Below are 17,836 nucleotides of genomic sequence, written 5' to 3' on the forward strand. Positions count from 1 at the left end.
AGGACCCCCGGGAGGCATCGTGCGCGCACAGATGATGGACCGCCCGTTGCTCATCAGCCAGCTGCTGTGGCGTGGTGAGCACGTCTTCGGCGAGAAGGAGATCGTCACCCGGCTCCCGGGCGCCTACCACCGGTACACCTACGCCGAGTTCGGCGTGCGGGCCCGCCGGCTCGCCCAGGCGCTGGCCCGGCTCGGCGTCGGCCCCGGCGACCGGGTCGGCACGCTGGCCTGGAACACCCACCAGCACTACGAGTCCTACTTCGGGGTGCCCTGCATGGGCGCCGTGCTGCACACGATCAACCTGCGGCTGTTCACCGAGCAGATCGCCTACGTGATCAACCACGCCGGCGACTCCGTGCTGCTCGTCGAGCCCGACCAGCTCCCGGCGCTGGAGAAGATCGCCAAGGACCTGCACACGGTCCGGGCCTACGTGGTGCTCGGCGACGGCCCGGTACCCGAGACGTCGCTGGCGCCCGTGTTCGGGTACGAGGAACTGCTCGCCGCCGAGGACGGCGACCTCGCCTGGCCCGAGTTCGACGAGAACACCGCTGCGGCGATGTGCTACACCTCCGCGACCACCGGCGACCCGAAGGGTGTCGTCTACTCGCACCGCAGCGTCGTGCTGCACTCGCTCAACCTCGCGCTGCACGGCTCCATCGGGGTTCGCGAGGAGGCCACGTTCCTGCCGATCTCACCGATGTTCCACGCCAACTCGTGGGGCATCCCGCACGCCGCAGCCATGCAGGGCACCACGCTGGTGCTGCCCGGACCGCACCCCGTGGCCGACGACTACCTCGACGCGATCGAGCGCGAGGGAGTCACACACGCGGTCGCCGCCGTGTCCGTCGGGGTGCTGATGCGCGACGCGCTGGAGCGCCGCAACCGCGACCTGTCCCGGCTCGAGGTGCTCTGGCTGGGCGGGCAGGCCCCGCCGCTCGGGCTCATCCACTGGTTCCGGGACCGCTACGGCGTCGAGGTCCCGCAGGGCTGGGGGATGACCGAGGCGTCCCCGCTGGCCACATTCACCGCGGTCAAGAAGCGGATCCGGGACGCGGGCCAGGAGGCGGTGGACCGCACGCTGGTCAAGCAGGGCCTGCCGATGCCCGGCATCGAGGTGCGGCTGGCCGACGAGTCCGGCGCGCCGCTGCCCTGGGACGGCGAGAGCGTCGGGGAGTTCCTGCTGCGCGGGCCGACGGTGACCGCGGCCTACCACGACGACCCGCGCACCGCCGCGAGCTTCGTCGACGGCTGGTTCCGCACCGGCGACGTGGGCGTCATCGACCCGGACGGCTACCTGCAGCTCACCGACCGGGCCAAGGACCTGATCAAGAGCGGCGGGGAGTGGATCTCGTCGGTGGAGCTGGAGAACGCGCTGATGTCGCACCCGGCGGTCGTCGAGGCGGCGGTGGTCGCGGTCACCGACGAGCGCTGGCTGGAGCGGCCGCTGGCGTGCGTGGTCGTCCGCGAGCCGGTGACCACCACCGGCCTGCGCGCGCACCTGGCCGGGCGGTTCGCCAGCTGGCAGCTGCCCGACGAGTTCCTGATCGTGCCCGAGATCCCCAAGACCGGCGTCGGCAAGTCGGACAAGAAGGTGCTGCGGGCCCGGTTCGCCGAACCCGCGAGCCGGCAGGCGCTGCGGGCGCCGGACGGGAGCTGACGATGCGCGCGGTCCGCTGGCACGGGGTCGGCGACGTCCGGCTCGACGAGGTCGAGGCCCCGGTGCTGCAGGAGGAGCCCGACGCGATCCTGCGGGTCACCACGGCCGCGATCTGCGGCTCCGATCTGCACGTGCTGCACGGCAAGATCCCGAAGGTGCCGAAGGGCATGATCGTCGGCCATGAGTTCGCCGGCGTGGTCGACGCCGTCGGGCCCGGGGTGAGCGCGTTCCGGCCAGGGCAACGGGTCGTCTCGGCCATGTTCGCCGCATGCGGGCGCTGCGACGCGTGCCTGGCCGGGCGGCACGCCCGCTGCCGGCAGAACCGCACGTTCGGCTACGGCGACCTGTTCGGCGGGCTCGACGGCGGGCAGGCCGAGTACGTCCGGGTGCCGTCGGCCGACACCACGCTCTGGCCGGTCCCGGACGGCGTCCCCGATACCGACGTGCTGTTCACCGGGGACATCCTGGCCACCGCCTACACCGGCTGCGTGGAGGCGCGCATCGAGCACGGCGACGTCGTCGCGGTGCTGGGTGCGGGGCCGGTGGGGCTGCTCGCGGTGCAGTGCGCGCAACTGTTCGCCCCGGCCGCGGTGTACGCGATCGACCTGGTGCCGGGCCGGCTGGAGCAGGCCCGGGCGTTCGGCGCGGTCCCGATCGACGCCTCCGCGGGCGACCCGCTCATGCTGCTGCGGGAACGGACCGGCGGACGGCGGGCGACCGTGGTGATCGAGGCGGTCGGCAACGCGGGTGCACTGGAGACCGCGTGGCGGATCACCGACGCCGGCGGGCGGATCGCGCTGGTCGGGGTGCTGACCGACGAGGCGTTCCCGCAGACCGCCGGACAGACCTGGCTGCGCGGCCTGTCGGTGATCCCGGTCAACGGCCAGCCGATCCGCTACCGGGAGCGGCTCGCCGCGCTGATCGGTGCGGGCCGGCTCGACCCGGCGGCCGTGATCACCGAGAAGATCCCGCTGGAGGGTGCCGTGGACGCCTACGCCCGGCTCGACCGGCGGGAGACGACGAAGGTCGTACTGGAGGTCTCACCCACCTGATCGGACCGCCGTCGTTTCCGGTCTCCAGGGGTCGGGTAGCCGATGAGCATGAAGATCTTGATGGTCCTCACCTCGCACGACCGGCTCGGCGACACCGGCAACCCCACCGGGTTCTGGCTGGAGGAGTTCGCCGCGCCGTACTACGTCTTCGCCGACGCGGGCGCCGAGATCACCCTCGCCTCGCCCGCCGGCGGGCAGCCGCCGCTGGACCCGAAGAGCGACGAGCCCGATGCCCAGACCGAAGCGACGAAGCGGTTCCAGGCCGACGAGGCCGCCGAGGCCCTGCTCGCCAACACCGTGAAGCTGGCCGACGTCTCCGCCGAGGACTTCGACGCCGTCTTCTACCCGGGCGGGCACGGCCCGATGTGGGACCTGCCCGACAACGAGACGTCGATCGCGCTGATCGAGAAGTTCCTCGCCGCCGGCAAACCGATCGGCGCGGTCTGCCACGCCCCGGCGGCGCTGGTGAACGTCCGCACCCAGGACGGTGCGTCCTTCGTCGCGGGCAAGCGCGTCACCGGGTTCAGCAACAGCGAGGAGGCAGGCGTCGGGCTGACCGACGTCGTGCCGTTCCTGCTGCAGGACCGGCTGATCGAACGCGGCGGCGGGTACGGCCGCGCCGAGGACTGGGCGCCGCACGTGGAGGTCGACGGCCGGCTGGTGACCGGCCAGAACCCGGCCTCCTCCGCGCCGGCCGCGCAGGAATTGCTGGCGCTGCTCCGCTGAAGTCGTCGTGCGCGGTTACTGGTGCTGACGCACCAGTTATCGCGCACGAGCCGCCAGCACCTCCGGCACCTGCAGGTTGATCCAGTCGATCAGGCCGGTGAGGTGCTCGGTGATCCCGCGGCCGAGCTCGGTGAGGCTGTAGGACACCTGCGGCGGGGTGGTGGGGACGACCTCCCGGTCGATGAACCCGTCACCCTCCAGCGTGCGCAGGGTCTGGGCCAGCATCTTCTCGCTCACTCCGCCGATGGCACGGCGCAGCCGGCTGAACCGCATCGGTTCGGTACGCAGCGCGACCAGCACCAGCACCGCCCACTTGCTCGTCACGTGGTCGAGGACGCTGCGCGCCGGGCAGGCGGAGTCGAATGCATCACCCGCAGACGGGTACCCGGCCTGTCCGACCTGCGTGCTCACGTCGACCTCCAGTACTTACCTGTGGGTACGTACTTACCGATGGTGAGTGCCCAACTCTACGGTCGACTGCGTCAACGAGGGAACACCGACCAGGGAGCGACACATGATCGCCGTGACAGGAGTGACCGGTCGCCTGGGCCGCGTCGTCATCGAGGACCTGTTGACCAAGGTCCCGGCCGACCAGCTCGTCGCCATTGTCCGCAACCCCGAGAAGGCGCGTGACCTGGCCGAGCGCGGGGTCCAGGTGCGCCACGGCGACTACGACGACCCGGACAGCCTGGTCGCCGCCTTCACCGATGCCGACCACCTGCTGTTCGTGTCCTCACCCGACGTGCGGCCGGGTGTGCGGACCCGCCAGCACATGCACGTCGTGGACGCCGCGGTGCGGGCCGCGGTCGGGCACATCGCCTACACCAGCGCGATCAAGGCCGACCAGGGCGTCGGGTTCCTCGAGGACCACGCCGTCACCGAGCACCTCATCCGCGAGACCGCGATCACCTACACGTTCCTGCGCAACACCTTCTACACCGAGGTCTTCGTCAACCCACCCTCGGTGCAGGCGGCCGTGCAGTCCGGTGAGCTGCGCGCCGCCGACGGCGGCAAGCCGCTCAACACCGCGACCATCCGCGATCTCGGCCTCGCGGCCTCGGCGGTGCTGACCGGTTCGGGCCACGAGAACCGGGTCTACGAGCTGTGCGGACCACTGTGGACCTACCCGCAGCTCGCCGACGCCATCTCCGAGCTGTCGGGCAAGCCGGTGGCATACCGGGAGATCCCGATCGAGGAGGCCGGGGAGATGGCCTTCGTCTTCCAGCTCGTGCGCGACGGCTTCTTCGCCGGGTCGACCGACGACCTGCCGAAACTGCTCGGGCGCCCGGCCACCGGCATCCGCGAGGCCGTCAAGGCGCTGCTCGCGGGCTGAGTCGTCCCGGTACCGGGCATGGCCTCAGCGAGCCGCCCGGTACCGGTCGACCAGGACCCGCTTGACCAGCTTCCCGGTCGGGGTGCGCGGCAGCTCGTCGACGAAGTCCACACTGCGCGGCGCCTTGTACCGGGCGATCCGCTCCCGGACGAAGTCCAGCAGCTCCTTCTCCAGGGCTGGGCCCGGCTCGGCACCCTGCGCCGGCACCACCACCGCCTTGACCTGCTCGCCCATCTCGTCGTCCGGCACCCCGATCACGGCGACGTCGTAGACCGACGGGTGCAGCGCGAGGCAGTCCTCGGTCTCCTGCGGGTAGATGTTCACCCCGCCGGAGATGATCGTGAAGGCGCGGCGGTCGGTGAGGAACAGGTAGCCGTCGTGGTCGAGGTAGCCGATGTCGCCGGTGGTCGACCAGGTCTCGTGCTCGGGGTGCTGCGCGGAGCGGGTCTTCTCGTCGTCGTTGTGGTAGCGGAACGGCACCTCGTCGCGCTCGAAGTAGACGGTGCCGATGCCGCCGACCGGCAGTTCCCTGCCGTCGTCGTCGCAGATCCGCAGGGTGCCCAGCGCCGCGCGACCGACCGAGCCGGGCTTGGCGAGCCAGTCGTGCGGTCCGATCACGGTGATCCCGGAGCCCTCGGTGGCGCCGTAGTACTCGTGCAGGATCGGGCCCCACCAGTCGAGCATCCGCTGCTTGACCTCCACCGGGCACGGGGCCGCGGCGTGGATCGCGGCCCGTTGCGACGACACGTCGTAGCGGGCGCGTACCGCCGGATCCAACTGCAGCATCCGGACGAACATCGTCGGCACCCACTGGCTGTGCGTGATCCGGTACCGCTCGATGTCGCGCAGCGCGGTCTCGGCGTCGAACCGGTCGGCCATCACCAGGGTCCCGCCCAGCGCGTGCGTCATCGCGCTGAAGCGCAGCGGCGCGGCGTGGTAGACCGGCGCCGGGGAGTAGTAGACGGTGTCGGCGTCGAAGCCGTAGAGGGGGCCGAACGCGGCGACGACGCTGTTGCCCGGCTCGTCCACCTGCCGGTCGGGGAGCTCCGGGCGGATGCCCTTGGGCCGGCCGGTGGTCCCCGAGGAGTAGAGCATGTCCACGCCGCAGGGCTGATCGTCCAGCGGCCCGCCGGGCTGGCCGGCGAGCGCCGCGGTGTAGTCGTCGTACCCGTCGACCGGCCCACCGAAGGGCCGCTCGCGGGCCCGAGCATCGGTACCGAAGGGCCGCTCGCCGGCCCGGGCATCGGTACCGAAGGCCAGCCGCCGCTGCACCCGCGGGGTGAGCGGGACGATCGCCTCGGCCGCCTCTCGCAGGCCCGCGGAGACCACCAGCACCCGCGCCTCGCAGTCGTCGACGATGTAGCCGATCTCCGGCGCCGACAGGTGGTGGTTCACCGCGGTGATGTAGAGCCCGGAACGGACCGCGGCCCAGTAGACCTCGAAGGCCTCCGGGGCGTTGTCGGTGACGACGGCGACGTGATCGCCCCGGGTGAGGCCGGCCGCGCGCAGCACCCGGGCCAGCCGGGCCGAGCGGTCGTCCAGTTGGGCGTAGGTCACGGTCCGTCCGTTGGCCGACATGATGATCGCCGGCTTGTCGGGCGTTGTGCGCGCGTGCGTTCCCGGGTACACCTGACCCCCTCGTCGTGTGCTCACCCCGGACGCTAGCCGCCCGGGCCCCGGCACGGACAACCCTCGGCCAGGAGGGACCCTGCCCATGAGGCTCGTCGTCGACCTGACCCGCTGCCAGGGCTACGCGCAGTACGCCTTCCTCGCACCGCAGGTGTTCCGGATGGCCGGCGAGGAGGCGCTGCTCTACGACCCCGGCCCGGACGAGGACCAGCGGGAACGCGTGCTGCGCGCCGCCGCGGCCTGTCCTGTCCAGGCGATGCGGATCGACCGGGTGGACACCCCTGCGGAGCCGTCGCCGGCCGTGCACTCCACGGCGGTGCGATCGACGACGGCCGGTGCGGCAGGAGCCGAGCCATCGGGCGGCGCCGCGGCGTTGCGGCGCACCGGCCGGGTGGTGATCGTCGGCGCCGCGCTGGCCGGTCTGCGGGCCGCGGCCGTGCTGCGCCGGGAGGGTTTCCGCGGGTCGCTGACCCTGATCGGGGACGAGCGGCGCGACCCCTACGACCGGCCGCCGCTGTCCAAGCAGGTCTTGACCGGCTGGGTGCCGGCCGCGGACACCGCGCTGCCCCGGCCGCGTGACCTCGACGCGCAGTGGCGTCTCGGGACACCCGCCACCCGGCTGGACCTGACCGGCAAGCGGGTGGGGCTGGCCGACGGCGACTGGGTTCCCTACGACAAGTTGCTGATCACCACCGGGGTGCGGGCGCGCCCCTGGCCGAACCCGGACGAGGCCGCGCTGGACGGGGTGTTCGTGCTGCGCACCCGCGACGACGGGCACGCGCTCGCCGCCCGGCTGGGCGCCGGGCCGGGTCGGGTGCTGGTGGTCGGGGCCGGGTTCACCGGTTCCGAGGTCGCGTCGGCGTGCCGGGACCTCGGGCTCGCGGTGACCGTCGTGGAGGCCGGGCCGGCGCCGCTGGTCGGCGCGATGGGCGGGGTGATCGGTGCGGTCACGGCGGACCTGCAGCGCGAGCACGGCGTCGACCTGCGGTGCGGGGTGACGGTCACCGCCCTGGAGGGCGACGGCAGCGGGCGGCTGCGGCGCGCCCGGCTCTCCGACGGCACCGTGCTCGACGTCGACGTCGCGGTGGCCGCGCTCGGCGGGATCCGCAACGTCGAGTGGCTGGAGGGCTCCGGGGTCGCAGCCGGCGCCTGGGGTGTGGGGTGCGACGCGGGCTGCCGCGTCTTCGACGTCAACGGCCTGGTCAGCGACGACGTCTTCGCCGCCGGTGACGTGGCCCGGCTGCCGCACCCGGTCTACGCGTACCAGTTCCTGGCCCTGGAGCACTGGGGCAACGCGGTCACCCAGGCGGAGATCGCCGCGCACAACATGGTCAGCGGGGAGACCGACCGCTGGCCGCACCTGACCCTGCCGGTGTTCTGGTCCTCCCAGTTCGGGGTCGAGATCAAGTCCGTGGGCGTGCCGAGCTTCGCCGACGAGGTCGTCGTCGCGCAGGGGTCGGTGGCGCAGCGGCGCTTCGTCGCCGCCTACGGCTACCGGGGCCGGATCACCGCCGCGGTCGGGATCGACCAGGCGAAGTGGATGGAGTTCTACGAGCGGCAGATCGAGCAGGCGGCTCCGTTCCCGCCCGCCTTCACCCACGTCGACCAGCCGCCGGCGGACACCGCGCCGGTGGAGGCCGGCTTCCCGGAGCGGGTGGTGCCCGTCCATGGCGCGACAGTGGTGGTCACCGGGCACGACCCGTCCGAACGCCGGGCGACGCTGGTGCGGCCGGGGCACGTTCGATGAGCGCCGGGATGACCGTGGACGAGGCGTTCGACCGGATCCTGGACCACCGCAACCGGGCGAACCCCTACCCGCTCTACGCCGACCTGCGGCGCACGCCGGTGGCGCGGCTGCGGGACGGCACGTACGTCGTCAGCACCTACCGGGAGATCACCGCGCTGCTGCACGACCCGCGGATCAGCTCCGATCCGGCCAACCTGCCCGACGGCACCGGCGAGGCGCCCACGGGCCTGCCGCCGAGCTTCATCCGGCTGGACCCGCCCGACCACGACCAGCTCCGCCGGCTGGCCATGCGGCACTTCGGGCCGCCGCACACCCCGGACCGGATCGACGGCATGCAGCCGCAGTTGCGCGAGATCACCGACCGGCTGATCGACGGGTTCGCCGACCGGAGCCGGGTCGACCTGGTCGACGACTTCGCCTACCCGTTCCCGGTCACGGCGATCTGCGCGCTGCTCGGTGTGCCCCGGGAGGACGAGCCGCGGTTCCACACCTGGGCCGACGCGATCGTCGAGGCGATCGACCCGGCCGCCGGGGACCTGGCCGAGCGGCGGCGCAAGGACAACCGGGCGCGAGCGGAACTCGCCGGGTACCTCGCCACCCTGATCGAGGCGCGCCGCCGGCAACCGGGCGACGACCTGCTCTCCGGGCTGGCCACCGACCACGCCCCGGAGGGGCCGATGTCGCTGCCGGACCTGCTCAGCACGGCCGTCCTGCTGCTCATCGCCGGCCACGAGACCACCGTCAATCTGATCGCCAACGGGATGCTCACGCTGCTGCGCCACCCGGACCTGCTCGTCCGGCTGCGCGGCGAGCCCACCATGGTGATCCGGCTGGTCGAGGAGCTGCTGCGCTACGAACCGCCGGTGCAGTACCTCCCCAGCCGGGCCGCCCTCGACGACATCGAGATCGCCGGCACCCACATCCCGAAGGGCTCCCAGGTGCGGCTGATGCTCGCGGCCGGTAGCCGCGACCCGGCGCGGGTACACGAGCCGGAACGGTTCGACCCCGGCCGCGAGCAGAACGAGCACTTCGGCTTCGGCGGTGGCGTCCACTACTGCTTCGGGGCGCCGCTGGCCCGGGTGGAGACCTACCTCGCGCTGACCGAGCTCGCCCGCCGGTTGGACAACCCACGCCTGGTCACCGACCCGCCGCCGTACCGGCCGAACTCGGTACTGCGCGGACCGCGCCACCTGCTCGTCGACATCGACGGGGTCCGCCCGGCCTAGTCGGGCCCGGGCGCGGCAACCGGCACTGCTCGCCGCGTGACCGGCAGCCGATCAGACCCCCCGTTCGGCCAGGTTCGCGTGCGCGGCGCGCAGGTCGCGCTTGAGGATCTTCCCGCTGGGATTCTTCGGGAGCGCATCGGCGAACACGACGTACTTGGGCCGCTTGTACCCGGCGAGGTGTTCGCGGACGTGCGCGGTGACCTGCTCGACGGTCAGCTCGACACCGGCCTTGGGCACCACGACCGCGGTGACCGCCTCGATCCAGCGCGGGTGGCTGATGCCGAACACGGCGACCTCGGCGACGCCCTCGAGCAGGTAGATGGCCTCCTCGACCTCGCGGCTGGCGACGTTCTCCCCACCGGTCTTGATCATGTCCTTCTTGCGGTCGACCACCGACAGGTAGCCGTCCTCGGACAGGATGCCGAGGTCACCGGAGTGGAACCAGCCGCCCCGGAACGCCGCCGCGGTCTTCTCCTCGTCGTTGTGGTAGCCCAGCGCGGCGTGCGGGCTGCGGTGCACGATCTCACCGATCTGCCCGGGTGGCACCGGGTTGTCGTCGTCGTCGACGAGCCGGGTCTCCACGTTCAGCGACGCCCGGCCCGCGGTGCCCGCCTTCGGCATCTGCTCGTGCGGGCGCAGGATCGTGGCCAGCGGCGACATCTCGGTCTGCCCGTAGAAGTTCCACAACTGCACGTCGGGCAACCGGCGCTGCAGCTCCCGCAGCACCTCCACCGGCATCGGGGAGGCGCCGTAGTAGCCCTTGCGCAGCGACGACAGGTCGGTCGTGTCGAACTCGGGGTGGCGCAGCAGCGAGATCCACACCGTCGGCGGGCAGAACAGCTTGGTCACCCTCTCCCGCTCGATCGTCGCGAGCAGGGTGGCCGGGTCCGGTCCGGGCAGGATGATGCTGGTCGCGCCCAGGTAGACATCGACGGAGAAGAAACAGTCCAGCTGCGCGCAGTGGTACATCGGCAGCGCGTGCACCTCGACGTCGTCGACCGCCATCCCGCCGTCGACGATGCAGCTCACGTACTGCGCGATCAGCGACCGGCTCGGCAGCATCACGCCCTTGGGGCGGGACTCGGTGCCGGAGGTGTACATCAGCCGCAGCGGGTCGTCGTCGGCGATCGGCACGCCGGGCTCGCCCGGGTCGCGGTCCCCGTCGATCCAGCCGTCGACGTCCTCCCAGCCCTCAGCCGGGTCGGTGCCGGCGAGGGAGATCCAGCCACGGACCCCGCCGGAGAGCCCGGCGCTCGCCAGCGCCTTCTCCGCGGTGGGCGCGAGCGCGTCCTCGGTGACCAGCCCGGACGCCCCGGAGTGGGACAGGATGAACGCGATCTCCTCCGCGCCCAGCATGAAGTTGACCGGCACCAGCACCACGCCCAGCTTGGCCGTGGCGAACACCAGCACCGCGTACTGCCAGGAGTTGTGCGACAGCAGCGCGAGCCGGTCGCCCTTGACCAGCCCTCGCTCGGCCAGCGCGTGCGCGGCCCGGTTCACGCATGCGTCGAACTCGGCGAACGTGGCCCTGCGCTCGCCGGCCACCACGCCGAGCTTGTCCGGGCAGCGCAGCGCGGTGCGGCGCAACAGGTCGCCGATCGAGTGCTGGCGGGCGCGGGCGACCGCCCCGGTGGTCTCGGGTGTGAACTGCGCGACGTGGGCCATGGGCCGCATCCTGCCCGATCGGTCACGTTCCGGGGACCGGCTCCACCGATGTCCGTTGCATCCGGAGGCGGTCCAGCTCGTAGGTGACGACGGCCAGCACCAGCAGGTCGAACGTGAGCCCCACCAGGGCACCGAACTGGTCGCTGGTGAACGCGAAGACCTGGGTGAACAGGATGTCGACCAGGATCGCGACCCGGAACAGCTCGAACGCCTGCAGCCGGTGCCGCCGCAGCCGGACCGCCCCCACGACGGCGAGCACGGCCGAGGCCGCCCCGGACAGCAGTGACGCCATCACGGCGCCCTGCTCGGGACCGAAGTCGAGCGTGCCCCCGACCGCCAGCGCGAGGCCGACCGCGATGCCCGCGAGCAGCCGCAGCAGCGCCAGCAGCACGAACATCGTGATCATCGTGACGACCATCCACCGGCGCCGCAGCAGCCACTCCGCCGCGGCCGACAACCGATCGGCGACGATGCGGTGGGCGGGTCGTCGCCGCATCTCGCGTTCGGGGAGGGCCCGCAGCAGCCTGGTGAGCGCCGCGGCGATGGCGGGTGACTCCGCCGGGTCGTCGCGCTGCACGAGCTCCAGCGCGGACCGGCGCTCCTCCGCGGTGAGCCCGGTGGTCAGGCCCCCGACGGCCGCGTAGGCGGCGTTCGCGTAGCGCTCCGCGGCCTGTAGCGGCCGGTGCGACCTGGTGCGCCGCGCCAGGATCACCAGCAGCGCGAAGACCAGATAGATGATCGCCGCGGCCGGGCGGTAGAAGTAGTCCGTCCTGCTGGTGACGAACTTGCCCACCTCGTCGACGAACAGGCCGAACCCGATCCCGCCGATCAGCGCCGCCCAGGTGCGTACTCCGCTGCCCATGTAGAGCAGCGCCAGCAGCAAGGCGCACAGCATCAACAGGCCGCCCCACACCACGTGCGCGATGTGCAGGGCCCCGCCGCCGATCTGCGGGTAGTGGGCCAGCGCGAGGTAGCCGCGGGTCACCAGCACGGTCGCGATACCCGCGACGGCGAACAGTTCGAGGTTCCGGCCGCCGCCGGCGATCCTGATCGGCCGGAGGCGCCGTACCGCCACCACGGGAACGACGCTAGCGCCGCGGCGGCGGGCTCCGCTGCGCCCGGCCGCTCCGACTCCGCGGGCGGCGCGAGGTTGGGCCGCACGGCCGCGGCGCGGTGGGCCCGGATGCGGGGCGGTCAGGCCGGGCGGCAGATCACCGCGCCGGACCGATGACCGGAGACGGTCACGCCGGGGGCCGCGGCGAGCGCCGTGACCGGGTCGCCCGTCGCTGCGGTCCGGATCGGGCGGATGCGGCCGCCGCGGCGGTCCCCCGGCTCGATCCGCCACAACGCGAACCCGCCCCCGACATCGCCGGAGGCGAGGGTTCGGGTGCCCGGGATCCAGGCCAGCGCGCTGACCCGGTCGGCGTGCCCGCCCACGGCCAGCAGCGCCTCCCGCCCGGTCGGCCCCGCCCCGGAGAAGTCCCAGCAGGCGATGTCCGCACCGCCGTCGCACGCCAGCCAGCGACCGCTCGACTCGAACGCGAGATTCGCCACCGTGGTCGGGAACCCGCTCATCCGGAAGTCGGACCCGCCGGGCAGCCGCCAGCCGTGCAGGGTGGCGTCCTGGCTGCCGCCGACCACCCAGCGCCCGTTCGGGGCCACGGCCAGCCCGGCGATCGCCCCAGGGGCGGGCAGGCGTTCGACGATCTTGTCGGCGGACGGCTCGAACACCGTGACGCCCTGGTAGGCCGCGGCCGCGACCCGGCGCTCGCCACGGACCCACGCCAGCCCGGTGCAGGTGCTGGTGAGCAGGGGCGACGTCCAGCACCGCGAGCTGTCCCGGTCGACGACCCGGACCTGGCGGCCTTCCGCGACGGCCAGCCGGTCGGACCGGTCGGACCAGGCGAGCGCCGCACACCAGCCCGTCGCGGCGTGGCGCAGCAGCCGGCCGTCGGCGCCGAGGTCCCACATCGCGCAGCACTCCGAGCCACCGGCGGCCAGCCGGGTGCCGTCGGGGCTGACGGCGAGGGCGAGCAGGGCGTCGCCCAGGGTGAGCCGGTGACGCGGCGCGCCGTCCGCGTCGAGCACGACGACGGCCCCCTCCGAACCACCGACCACGACCCCGCCGGCCGAGGCGGCGAGCGCGACCACCGGCTCCTCGAGATCGGCCCGCCACCGCGGTGCCGTGCTGGTCGCGGCGGTCATGCCCCGGCCCCGACCAGGCAGGCCCGGAAGCCTGCCTCGAGCTCGGCGCGGTCGAGGTTGCGGCCGATGAACACCATCCGGTTGCGCCGGGACTCCGTCTCGCGCCACGGCGCCCCGAGCTCGCCGTCGTGCAGCATGTGTACGCCCTGGAAGACGTAGCGTCGGTCGTCGCCGGCCAGGTTGAGCACGCCCTTGCTGCGGAACAGGTCCGGGCCGCGCCGGCCCAGCAGGGTGCCGAGCCAGTCGTTCAGCCGCGGCACGTCGACCGCACCGTCGGCCTCGATGCCGACGCTGGTGACGCTCTGGTCGTGCTGGTGCTCGGCGTCGGGGTCGAGGAAGTCGGGCTCATCGGCGAGGACGGTGTCGAGGTCGAACGCGCGGACGTCGAGGATCTGCCGCAGATCGACGTCGGCGCGGACGGCGGGCAGCACGGCGGCGCTGGCGTTGACGGCCCGGATGCGACCGGTCACCTCGGCGATCTCGCCCGGCCCGACCAGGTCGGTCTTGTTGAGCACGATCCGATCGGCGAACGCGATCTGCTCCACGGCCTCGTTCTCCACCCCGTCGGGTTTGACCTCGTCGAGGTGGGCGAGCACGTGCTTGGCGTCGACGACCGTGACGATGGCGTCGAGCCGCAGCTGTGCCCGCAGGGTGTCGTCGACGAAGAAGGTCTGCGCGACCGGTGCCGGGTCGGCCAGACCGGTGGTCTCGACCAGGATCGCGTCGAAGCGGTCCTTGCGACGCAGCAGCGCGCCGAGGATCCGGATGAGATCCCCGCGCACGGTGCAGCAGATGCAGCCGTTGTTCATCTCGAACACCTCCTCCTCGGCGTCGAGCACCAGGGCGTCGTCCACCCCCACCTCACCGAACTCGTTCTCGATCACGGCGATCCGCAGGCCGTGACGGTCGGTGAGGATGCGGTTGAGCAGGGTGGTCTTGCCGGACCCGAGGAAGCCGGTGAGCACGGTGACCGGGATGCGCTGATCGGTGGGCATGCCGGCCAGTAGAGCGTTAGTGACAACGATTTTCAAATAGGCTGCGGCGCATGCGCCGCAGCCCCTCAGGCCGCCGTGAGGATCCGCGGACCGTCCTCGGTCACCGCGATGGTGTGCTCGACGTGCGCGGCCCGGCTGCCGTCCGCGGTGCGCAGCGTCCAGCCGTCCGCGTCGCGGCGGTAGTCGTCGCCCCCGCCCGCGATGAGCATCGGCTCGATGGCCAGCACGAGCCCGGGGCGCAGCGTCAGCCCGCAGCCGGGGCGGCCCTCGTTGGGCACGTGCGGCATCTCGTGCATGGACCGCCCGACGCCGTGCCCACCGTGGTCGGCGAGCATCCCGTAGCCGGCCCCGCGGCCGACCGAGGAGATGGCGTGCCCGACGTCACCGAGCCGCCGGCCGGGCCCGGCGGCGGCGATCCCGGCGTGCAGGGCCCGCCCGGTGGCGTCGATCAGCGCGAGATCGGCCGGGTCGGCCTGCCCGACGACGAAGCTGACCGCGGCGTCGGCGCACCAGCCGTCGAGGTGCACGGCGAGGTCGATGCTGACCAGGTCGCCGTCGGCGAGCACCTGCGGGCCGGGGATGCCGTGCACCACGGCGTCGTTGACGCTCGCGCAGATCACCGCCGGGTACGGGGTGGGCGCGAACCGCGGGTGGTAGTCCAGGAACGTCGGCTTCGCGCCGGCGGCGGCGATCAGGCCCGCAGCCACGTCGTCGAGTTCCTGCACCTGCATCCCGGCGCGGGCGTGCTCGCGCAGCGCACCCAGCACCCGCGCCACCACGGCACCGGCCGCCGCGATGGCGTCCACCTCGCCGGCCGTCTTCAACTCGATCACTGCCCGCACCTTTCGTACCGCGATAACAATACCGGTATTACTATCACGGTCATGGTGCGCGTGCCGCTGACCCCAGCCGACCGCGAACGTGGTGAGCGACTGGGCCGCCTGCTGCGCGAGGCCCGCGCCGACCGCAGCCTCATCGACGTGGCCGGCGCCGCCGGCATCTCCGCCGAGACCCTGCGCAAGATCGAGACCGGTCGCATCCCCACGCCGGCGTTCTTCACCGTGTCCGCGCTGGCCGGCGCCCTCGGCCTGTCACTGGACGTGCTCGTCGCGGCCACCGGGCCGGACGCTACGCCCGGCCGGCCCGCTCCGGCCGCCTGAAGGGCCGAACGACTGCTCCATCACACCTGGACCGGTCGGGGGCGCAATCCCCCGGACGGACTCCCTAAACTCACCCCCGCGTGATCGTTTCGACGACGCGCGCGCCGTACCCGTCCCGCCCGGAGGTTCCGTGACCACGCAAGCCCACGACACGGCCGAGCCCGATCTGGTGGTCACCCCGCCGAAGACCGCCGCCGCCGGGCTGCCCGCCGTCGCGGTCAGCATGAAGATGGCGCTGCAGCAGATGGGGCCCGCGCGCACCGCGTCGAGCCTGCTGCGACTCAACCAGGTCGACGGCTTCGACTGCATGAGCTGCGCCTGGCCCGACCCGGCGCCGGGCGAGCGGCACACGGCCGAGTTCTGCGAGAACGGGGCCAAGGCCGTCTCCGAGGAGGGCACCAAGGAGCGCGTCGGCCCCGAGTTCTTCGCCGAGCACAGCCTCTCCGACCTGGCGAACCGCACCGAGTACTGGCTGGGCAAGCGGGGCCGGCTGACCCACCCGATGGTCCGCCGCGAGGGCGCCGAGCACTACGAGCCGATCAGCTGGGACGACGCGTTCACCCTGGTCGGTGAGCACCTCAACGCGCTGACGAGCCCGGACGAGGCGCTGTTCTACACCTCGGGCCGCACCTCCAACGAGGCCGCGTTCCTCTACCAGCTCTTCGCCCGCGCCTTCGGCACGAACAACCTGCCGGACTGCTCCAACATGTGCCACGAGTCGACCTCGGTGGGCCTCGCGGAGACGATCGGCATCGGAAAGGGCTCGGTCTCGCTCGCCGACATCCACAAGGCCGACCTGATCGTCGTCTCCGGGCAGAACCCGGGCACCAACCACCCGCGGATGCTGTCGGCGCTGGAGATCGCCAAGCACAACGGCGCGAAGATCCTCGCGATCAACCCGCTGCGCGAGGCGGGGCTGCTCCGGTTCGACAACCCGCAGAAGCCGCTCGGGCTGGCCGGCCGGGGCACCGAACTCGCCGACTGCTTCCTGCAGATCCGCTCGGGCGGCGACCTGGCGCTGTTCCAGGCCATCGGGCACCTGTTGCTCAAGGCCGAGGAGGAGCGGCCGGGCAGCGTCGTCGACCGGGAGTTCATCGACCAGCACACGGTGGGCTACGAGGCCTACGCCGCGCACGTCCGCGACCTCGACTGGGACGAGGTGCTGGCCGCGACCGGCCTGACCCGCCCGGAGATCGAGACCGCCGCGCAGATGTTCGCCGACGCGAAGCGGATCGTGAACTGCTGGGCCATGGGCATCACCCAGCACCACAACGCGGTCGCGACGATCAAGGAGTTCGTCAACGTCGCGCTGCTCCAGGGCATGATCGGTAAGCCGGGCGCGGGGCTGTGCCCGGTGCGCGGGCACTCCAACGTGCAGGGCGACCGCACGATGGGGATCTGGGAGCGCTCCCCCGACTCCTTCCTCGACGCCCTGGGCGCAGAGTTCGGCTTCGAGCCGCCCCGGGAACACGGCATGGACGCCGTCGCCGCCGTCCGCGGGCTGCGCGACGGCAAGGCCAAGGTGTTCATCGGCATGGGCGGCAACTTCGTCGCCGCCATGTCCGACACCGAGCTCACCGAGGCCGCGCTGCGCTCGGCCGAGCTGACCGTGCAGGTCTCGACCAAGCTGAACCGCTCGCACGTGGTGTGCGGGAAGACCGCGCTGATCCTGCCCACCCTGGGCCGCACCGAGCGCGACCTCACCGGCGGCACCGAGCAGCGGGTCACCGTCGAGGACTCGATGTCGGCCGTGCACGCCTCGCGCGGGCGCAACAAGCCGGCCGGCGAGCTGCTGCGCTCCGAGGTCGACATCATCTGCGGCGTCGCCCGGGCCACCCTGGGCGACCGGTACGGAATCCCGTGGCACGCCTTCGCCAAGGACTACGACGAGATCCGCGAGCGCATCGGCCGGGTCGTCCCGGGCGCCGAGGGCTACGCCGAGAAGATCAAGAAGCGAGGCGGCTTCACACTGCCGCACCCGCCGCGCGACTCCCGCAGCTTCCCGACCACGGCCGGCAAGGCCGTGTTCTCGGTCAGCCCGCTGGCCGCCGTGCGGGTGCCGGCGGGCAAGCTCGTGCTGCAGACCATCCGCAGCCACGACCAGTTCAACACCACGATCTACGGCCTGGACGACCGCTACCGCGGCATCCACTCCGGGCGCCGGGTGGTGTTCATCAACTCGGCCGACCTGGCCGAGCTGGGCTTCGCCGACGGCGACATGGTCGACCTGGTCGGCGAGTGGTCCGACGGTGTCGTCCGCCGGGCGAACGACTTCCGGCTCGTCACCTACTCCACGCCCAAGGGATGCGTGGCCGCGTACTACCCGGAGACGAACCCGCTCGTCCCGCTGGACTCGGTCGCCCTGCAGAGCAACACCCCGACCTCGAAGTGGGTCATCGTGCGGCTGGAGCGGGCCGGGCAGTCCCGGGACTGATCCCGCG

The 17,836-nt window shown here is 72.6% G+C and carries 15 protein-coding genes; 8 read left to right on the forward strand and 7 right to left on the reverse strand.

The features are described 5' to 3' along the window. Nucleotides 1–19: 19 nt before the first annotated feature. Genes HF526_RS16080 through HF526_RS16090 form a run of 3 tightly spaced genes read left to right on the forward strand, consistent with a single transcriptional unit; the run spans nt 20 to nt 3,435 of the window. Nucleotides 20–1,657, forward strand: a complete 1,638-nt coding sequence (locus HF526_RS16080) for a long-chain fatty acid--CoA ligase (RefSeq protein ID WP_338051511.1) — start codon at nt 20–22, stop codon at nt 1,655–1,657. A gap of 2 nt (nt 1,658–1,659) precedes the next feature. After that, on the forward strand, nt 1,660–2,709 hold the full coding sequence (locus tag HF526_RS16085) for an alcohol dehydrogenase catalytic domain-containing protein (RefSeq protein WP_169382256.1): 1,050 nt from the start codon (nt 1,660–1,662) through the stop codon (nt 2,707–2,709). Nucleotides 2,710–2,751: 42 nt separating this feature from the next. Next, complete coding sequence (locus HF526_RS16090) at nt 2,752–3,435, forward strand: type 1 glutamine amidotransferase domain-containing protein (protein WP_338051512.1); 684 nt, start codon at nt 2,752–2,754, stop codon at nt 3,433–3,435. A 36-nt stretch (nt 3,436–3,471) separates the two neighbouring features. Here the strand turns inward: HF526_RS16090 and HF526_RS16095 are convergent, their stop codons facing one another. Next, nucleotides 3,472–3,846 carry a winged helix-turn-helix transcriptional regulator gene (locus HF526_RS16095; RefSeq protein WP_169382258.1) on the reverse strand — a complete coding sequence of 125 codons (375 nt, stop codon included), beginning with the start codon at nt 3,844–3,846 and terminating at the stop codon, nt 3,472–3,474. A gap of 103 nt (nt 3,847–3,949) precedes the next feature. Between HF526_RS16095 and HF526_RS16100 the strand changes: the two genes are divergently transcribed. Then, nucleotides 3,950–4,768, forward strand: coding sequence for an NmrA family NAD(P)-binding protein (locus HF526_RS16100; protein WP_169382259.1), 819 nt, complete (start codon nt 3,950–3,952; stop codon nt 4,766–4,768). Between the two features lie 24 nt (nt 4,769–4,792). Here the strand turns inward: HF526_RS16100 and HF526_RS16105 are convergent, their stop codons facing one another. Further along, complete coding sequence (locus tag HF526_RS16105; protein WP_169382283.1) at nt 4,793–6,397, reverse strand: AMP-binding protein; 1,605 nt, start codon at nt 6,395–6,397, stop codon at nt 4,793–4,795. An 85-nt stretch (nt 6,398–6,482) separates the two neighbouring features. Here HF526_RS16105 and HF526_RS16110 point away from each other — a divergent pair, with 85 nt between their 5' ends. Next, nucleotides 6,483–8,144: an FAD-dependent oxidoreductase gene (locus HF526_RS16110; RefSeq protein ID WP_169382260.1), complete on the forward strand. Its 1,662-nt coding sequence runs from the start codon at nt 6,483–6,485 to the stop codon at nt 8,142–8,144. 8 nt (nt 8,145–8,152) lie between these two features. Beyond that, complete coding sequence (locus HF526_RS16115; RefSeq protein WP_169382261.1) at nt 8,153–9,370, forward strand: cytochrome P450; 1,218 nt, start codon at nt 8,153–8,155, stop codon at nt 9,368–9,370. Between the two features lie 51 nt (nt 9,371–9,421). Here the strand turns inward: HF526_RS16115 and HF526_RS16120 are convergent, their stop codons facing one another. The 5 genes from HF526_RS16120 to map all read right to left on the reverse strand — a co-directional run bounded on the left by HF526_RS16120 (nt 9,422) and on the right by map (nt 15,068). After that, nucleotides 9,422–11,035, reverse strand: coding sequence for an acyl-CoA synthetase (locus HF526_RS16120; protein WP_169382262.1), 1,614 nt, complete (start codon nt 11,033–11,035; stop codon nt 9,422–9,424). Nucleotides 11,036–11,057: 22 nt separating this feature from the next. Beyond that, nucleotides 11,058–12,113: a hypothetical protein gene (locus HF526_RS16125; RefSeq protein WP_169382263.1), complete on the reverse strand. Its 1,056-nt coding sequence runs from the start codon at nt 12,111–12,113 to the stop codon at nt 11,058–11,060. A 116-nt stretch (nt 12,114–12,229) separates the two neighbouring features. Further along, nucleotides 12,230–13,240 carry a WD40 repeat domain-containing protein gene (locus tag HF526_RS16130; RefSeq protein WP_169382264.1) on the reverse strand — a complete coding sequence of 337 codons (1,011 nt, stop codon included), beginning with the start codon at nt 13,238–13,240 and terminating at the stop codon, nt 12,230–12,232. Further along, entirely contained in the window at nt 13,237–14,235 is a 999-nt protein-coding gene (locus HF526_RS16135; protein ID WP_169382265.1) for a CobW family GTP-binding protein, read from the reverse strand. The genes HF526_RS16130 and HF526_RS16135 overlap by 4 nt, the downstream gene beginning before the upstream one ends. A 65-nt stretch (nt 14,236–14,300) precedes the next feature. Continuing rightward, nucleotides 14,301–15,068 (reverse strand): type I methionyl aminopeptidase, encoded by a 768-nt coding sequence (gene map, locus HF526_RS16140; protein WP_169382266.1) that lies wholly within the window; start codon nt 15,066–15,068, stop codon nt 14,301–14,303. 51 nt (nt 15,069–15,119) lie between these two features. Here map and HF526_RS16145 point away from each other — a divergent pair, with 51 nt between their 5' ends. Both HF526_RS16145 and HF526_RS16150 read left to right on the forward strand, forming a co-directional pair. Continuing rightward, the gene (locus HF526_RS16145; RefSeq protein ID WP_211177298.1) at nt 15,120–15,395 is read left to right on the forward strand and encodes a helix-turn-helix domain-containing protein; all 276 of its coding nucleotides are present in this window, start codon (nt 15,120–15,122) and stop codon (nt 15,393–15,395) included. Between the two features lie 130 nt (nt 15,396–15,525). After that, nucleotides 15,526–17,829 carry an FdhF/YdeP family oxidoreductase gene (locus HF526_RS16150; protein ID WP_338051513.1) on the forward strand — a complete coding sequence of 768 codons (2,304 nt, stop codon included), beginning with the start codon at nt 15,526–15,528 and terminating at the stop codon, nt 17,827–17,829. Nucleotides 17,830–17,836 lie beyond the last annotated feature (7 nt).

This window comes from Pseudonocardia acidicola (assembly GCF_012911935.1).
In the GTDB taxonomy this organism is placed as follows: domain Bacteria; phylum Actinomycetota; class Actinomycetes; order Mycobacteriales; family Pseudonocardiaceae; genus Pseudonocardia; species Pseudonocardia acidicola.

Excerpts from the sequence above, each read along its gene's own strand:
- HF526_RS16100 (WP_169382259.1), top strand. The coding sequence starts at position 3,950 with ATGATCGCCGTGACAGGAGTGACCGGTCGCCTGGGCCGCGTCGTCATC.
- HF526_RS16115 (WP_169382261.1), top strand. The coding sequence starts at position 8,153 with ATGACCGTGGACGAGGCGTTCGACCGGATCCTGGACCACCGCAACCGG.
- HF526_RS16120 (WP_169382262.1), bottom strand. The coding sequence starts at position 11,035 with ATGGCCCACGTCGCGCAGTTCACACCCGAGACCACCGGGGCGGTCGCC.
- HF526_RS16130 (WP_169382264.1), bottom strand. The coding sequence starts at position 13,240 with ATGACCGCCGCGACCAGCACGGCACCGCGGTGGCGGGCCGATCTCGAG.
- HF526_RS16090 (WP_338051512.1), top strand. The coding sequence starts at position 2,752 with ATGAGCATGAAGATCTTGATGGTCCTCACCTCGCACGACCGGCTCGGC.
- HF526_RS16135 (WP_169382265.1), bottom strand. The coding sequence starts at position 14,235 with ATGCCCACCGATCAGCGCATCCCGGTCACCGTGCTCACCGGCTTCCTC.
- HF526_RS16145 (WP_211177298.1), top strand. The coding sequence starts at position 15,120 with ATGGTGCGCGTGCCGCTGACCCCAGCCGACCGCGAACGTGGTGAGCGA.
- HF526_RS16085 (WP_169382256.1), top strand. The coding sequence starts at position 1,660 with ATGCGCGCGGTCCGCTGGCACGGGGTCGGCGACGTCCGGCTCGACGAG.
- HF526_RS16110 (WP_169382260.1), top strand. The coding sequence starts at position 6,483 with ATGAGGCTCGTCGTCGACCTGACCCGCTGCCAGGGCTACGCGCAGTAC.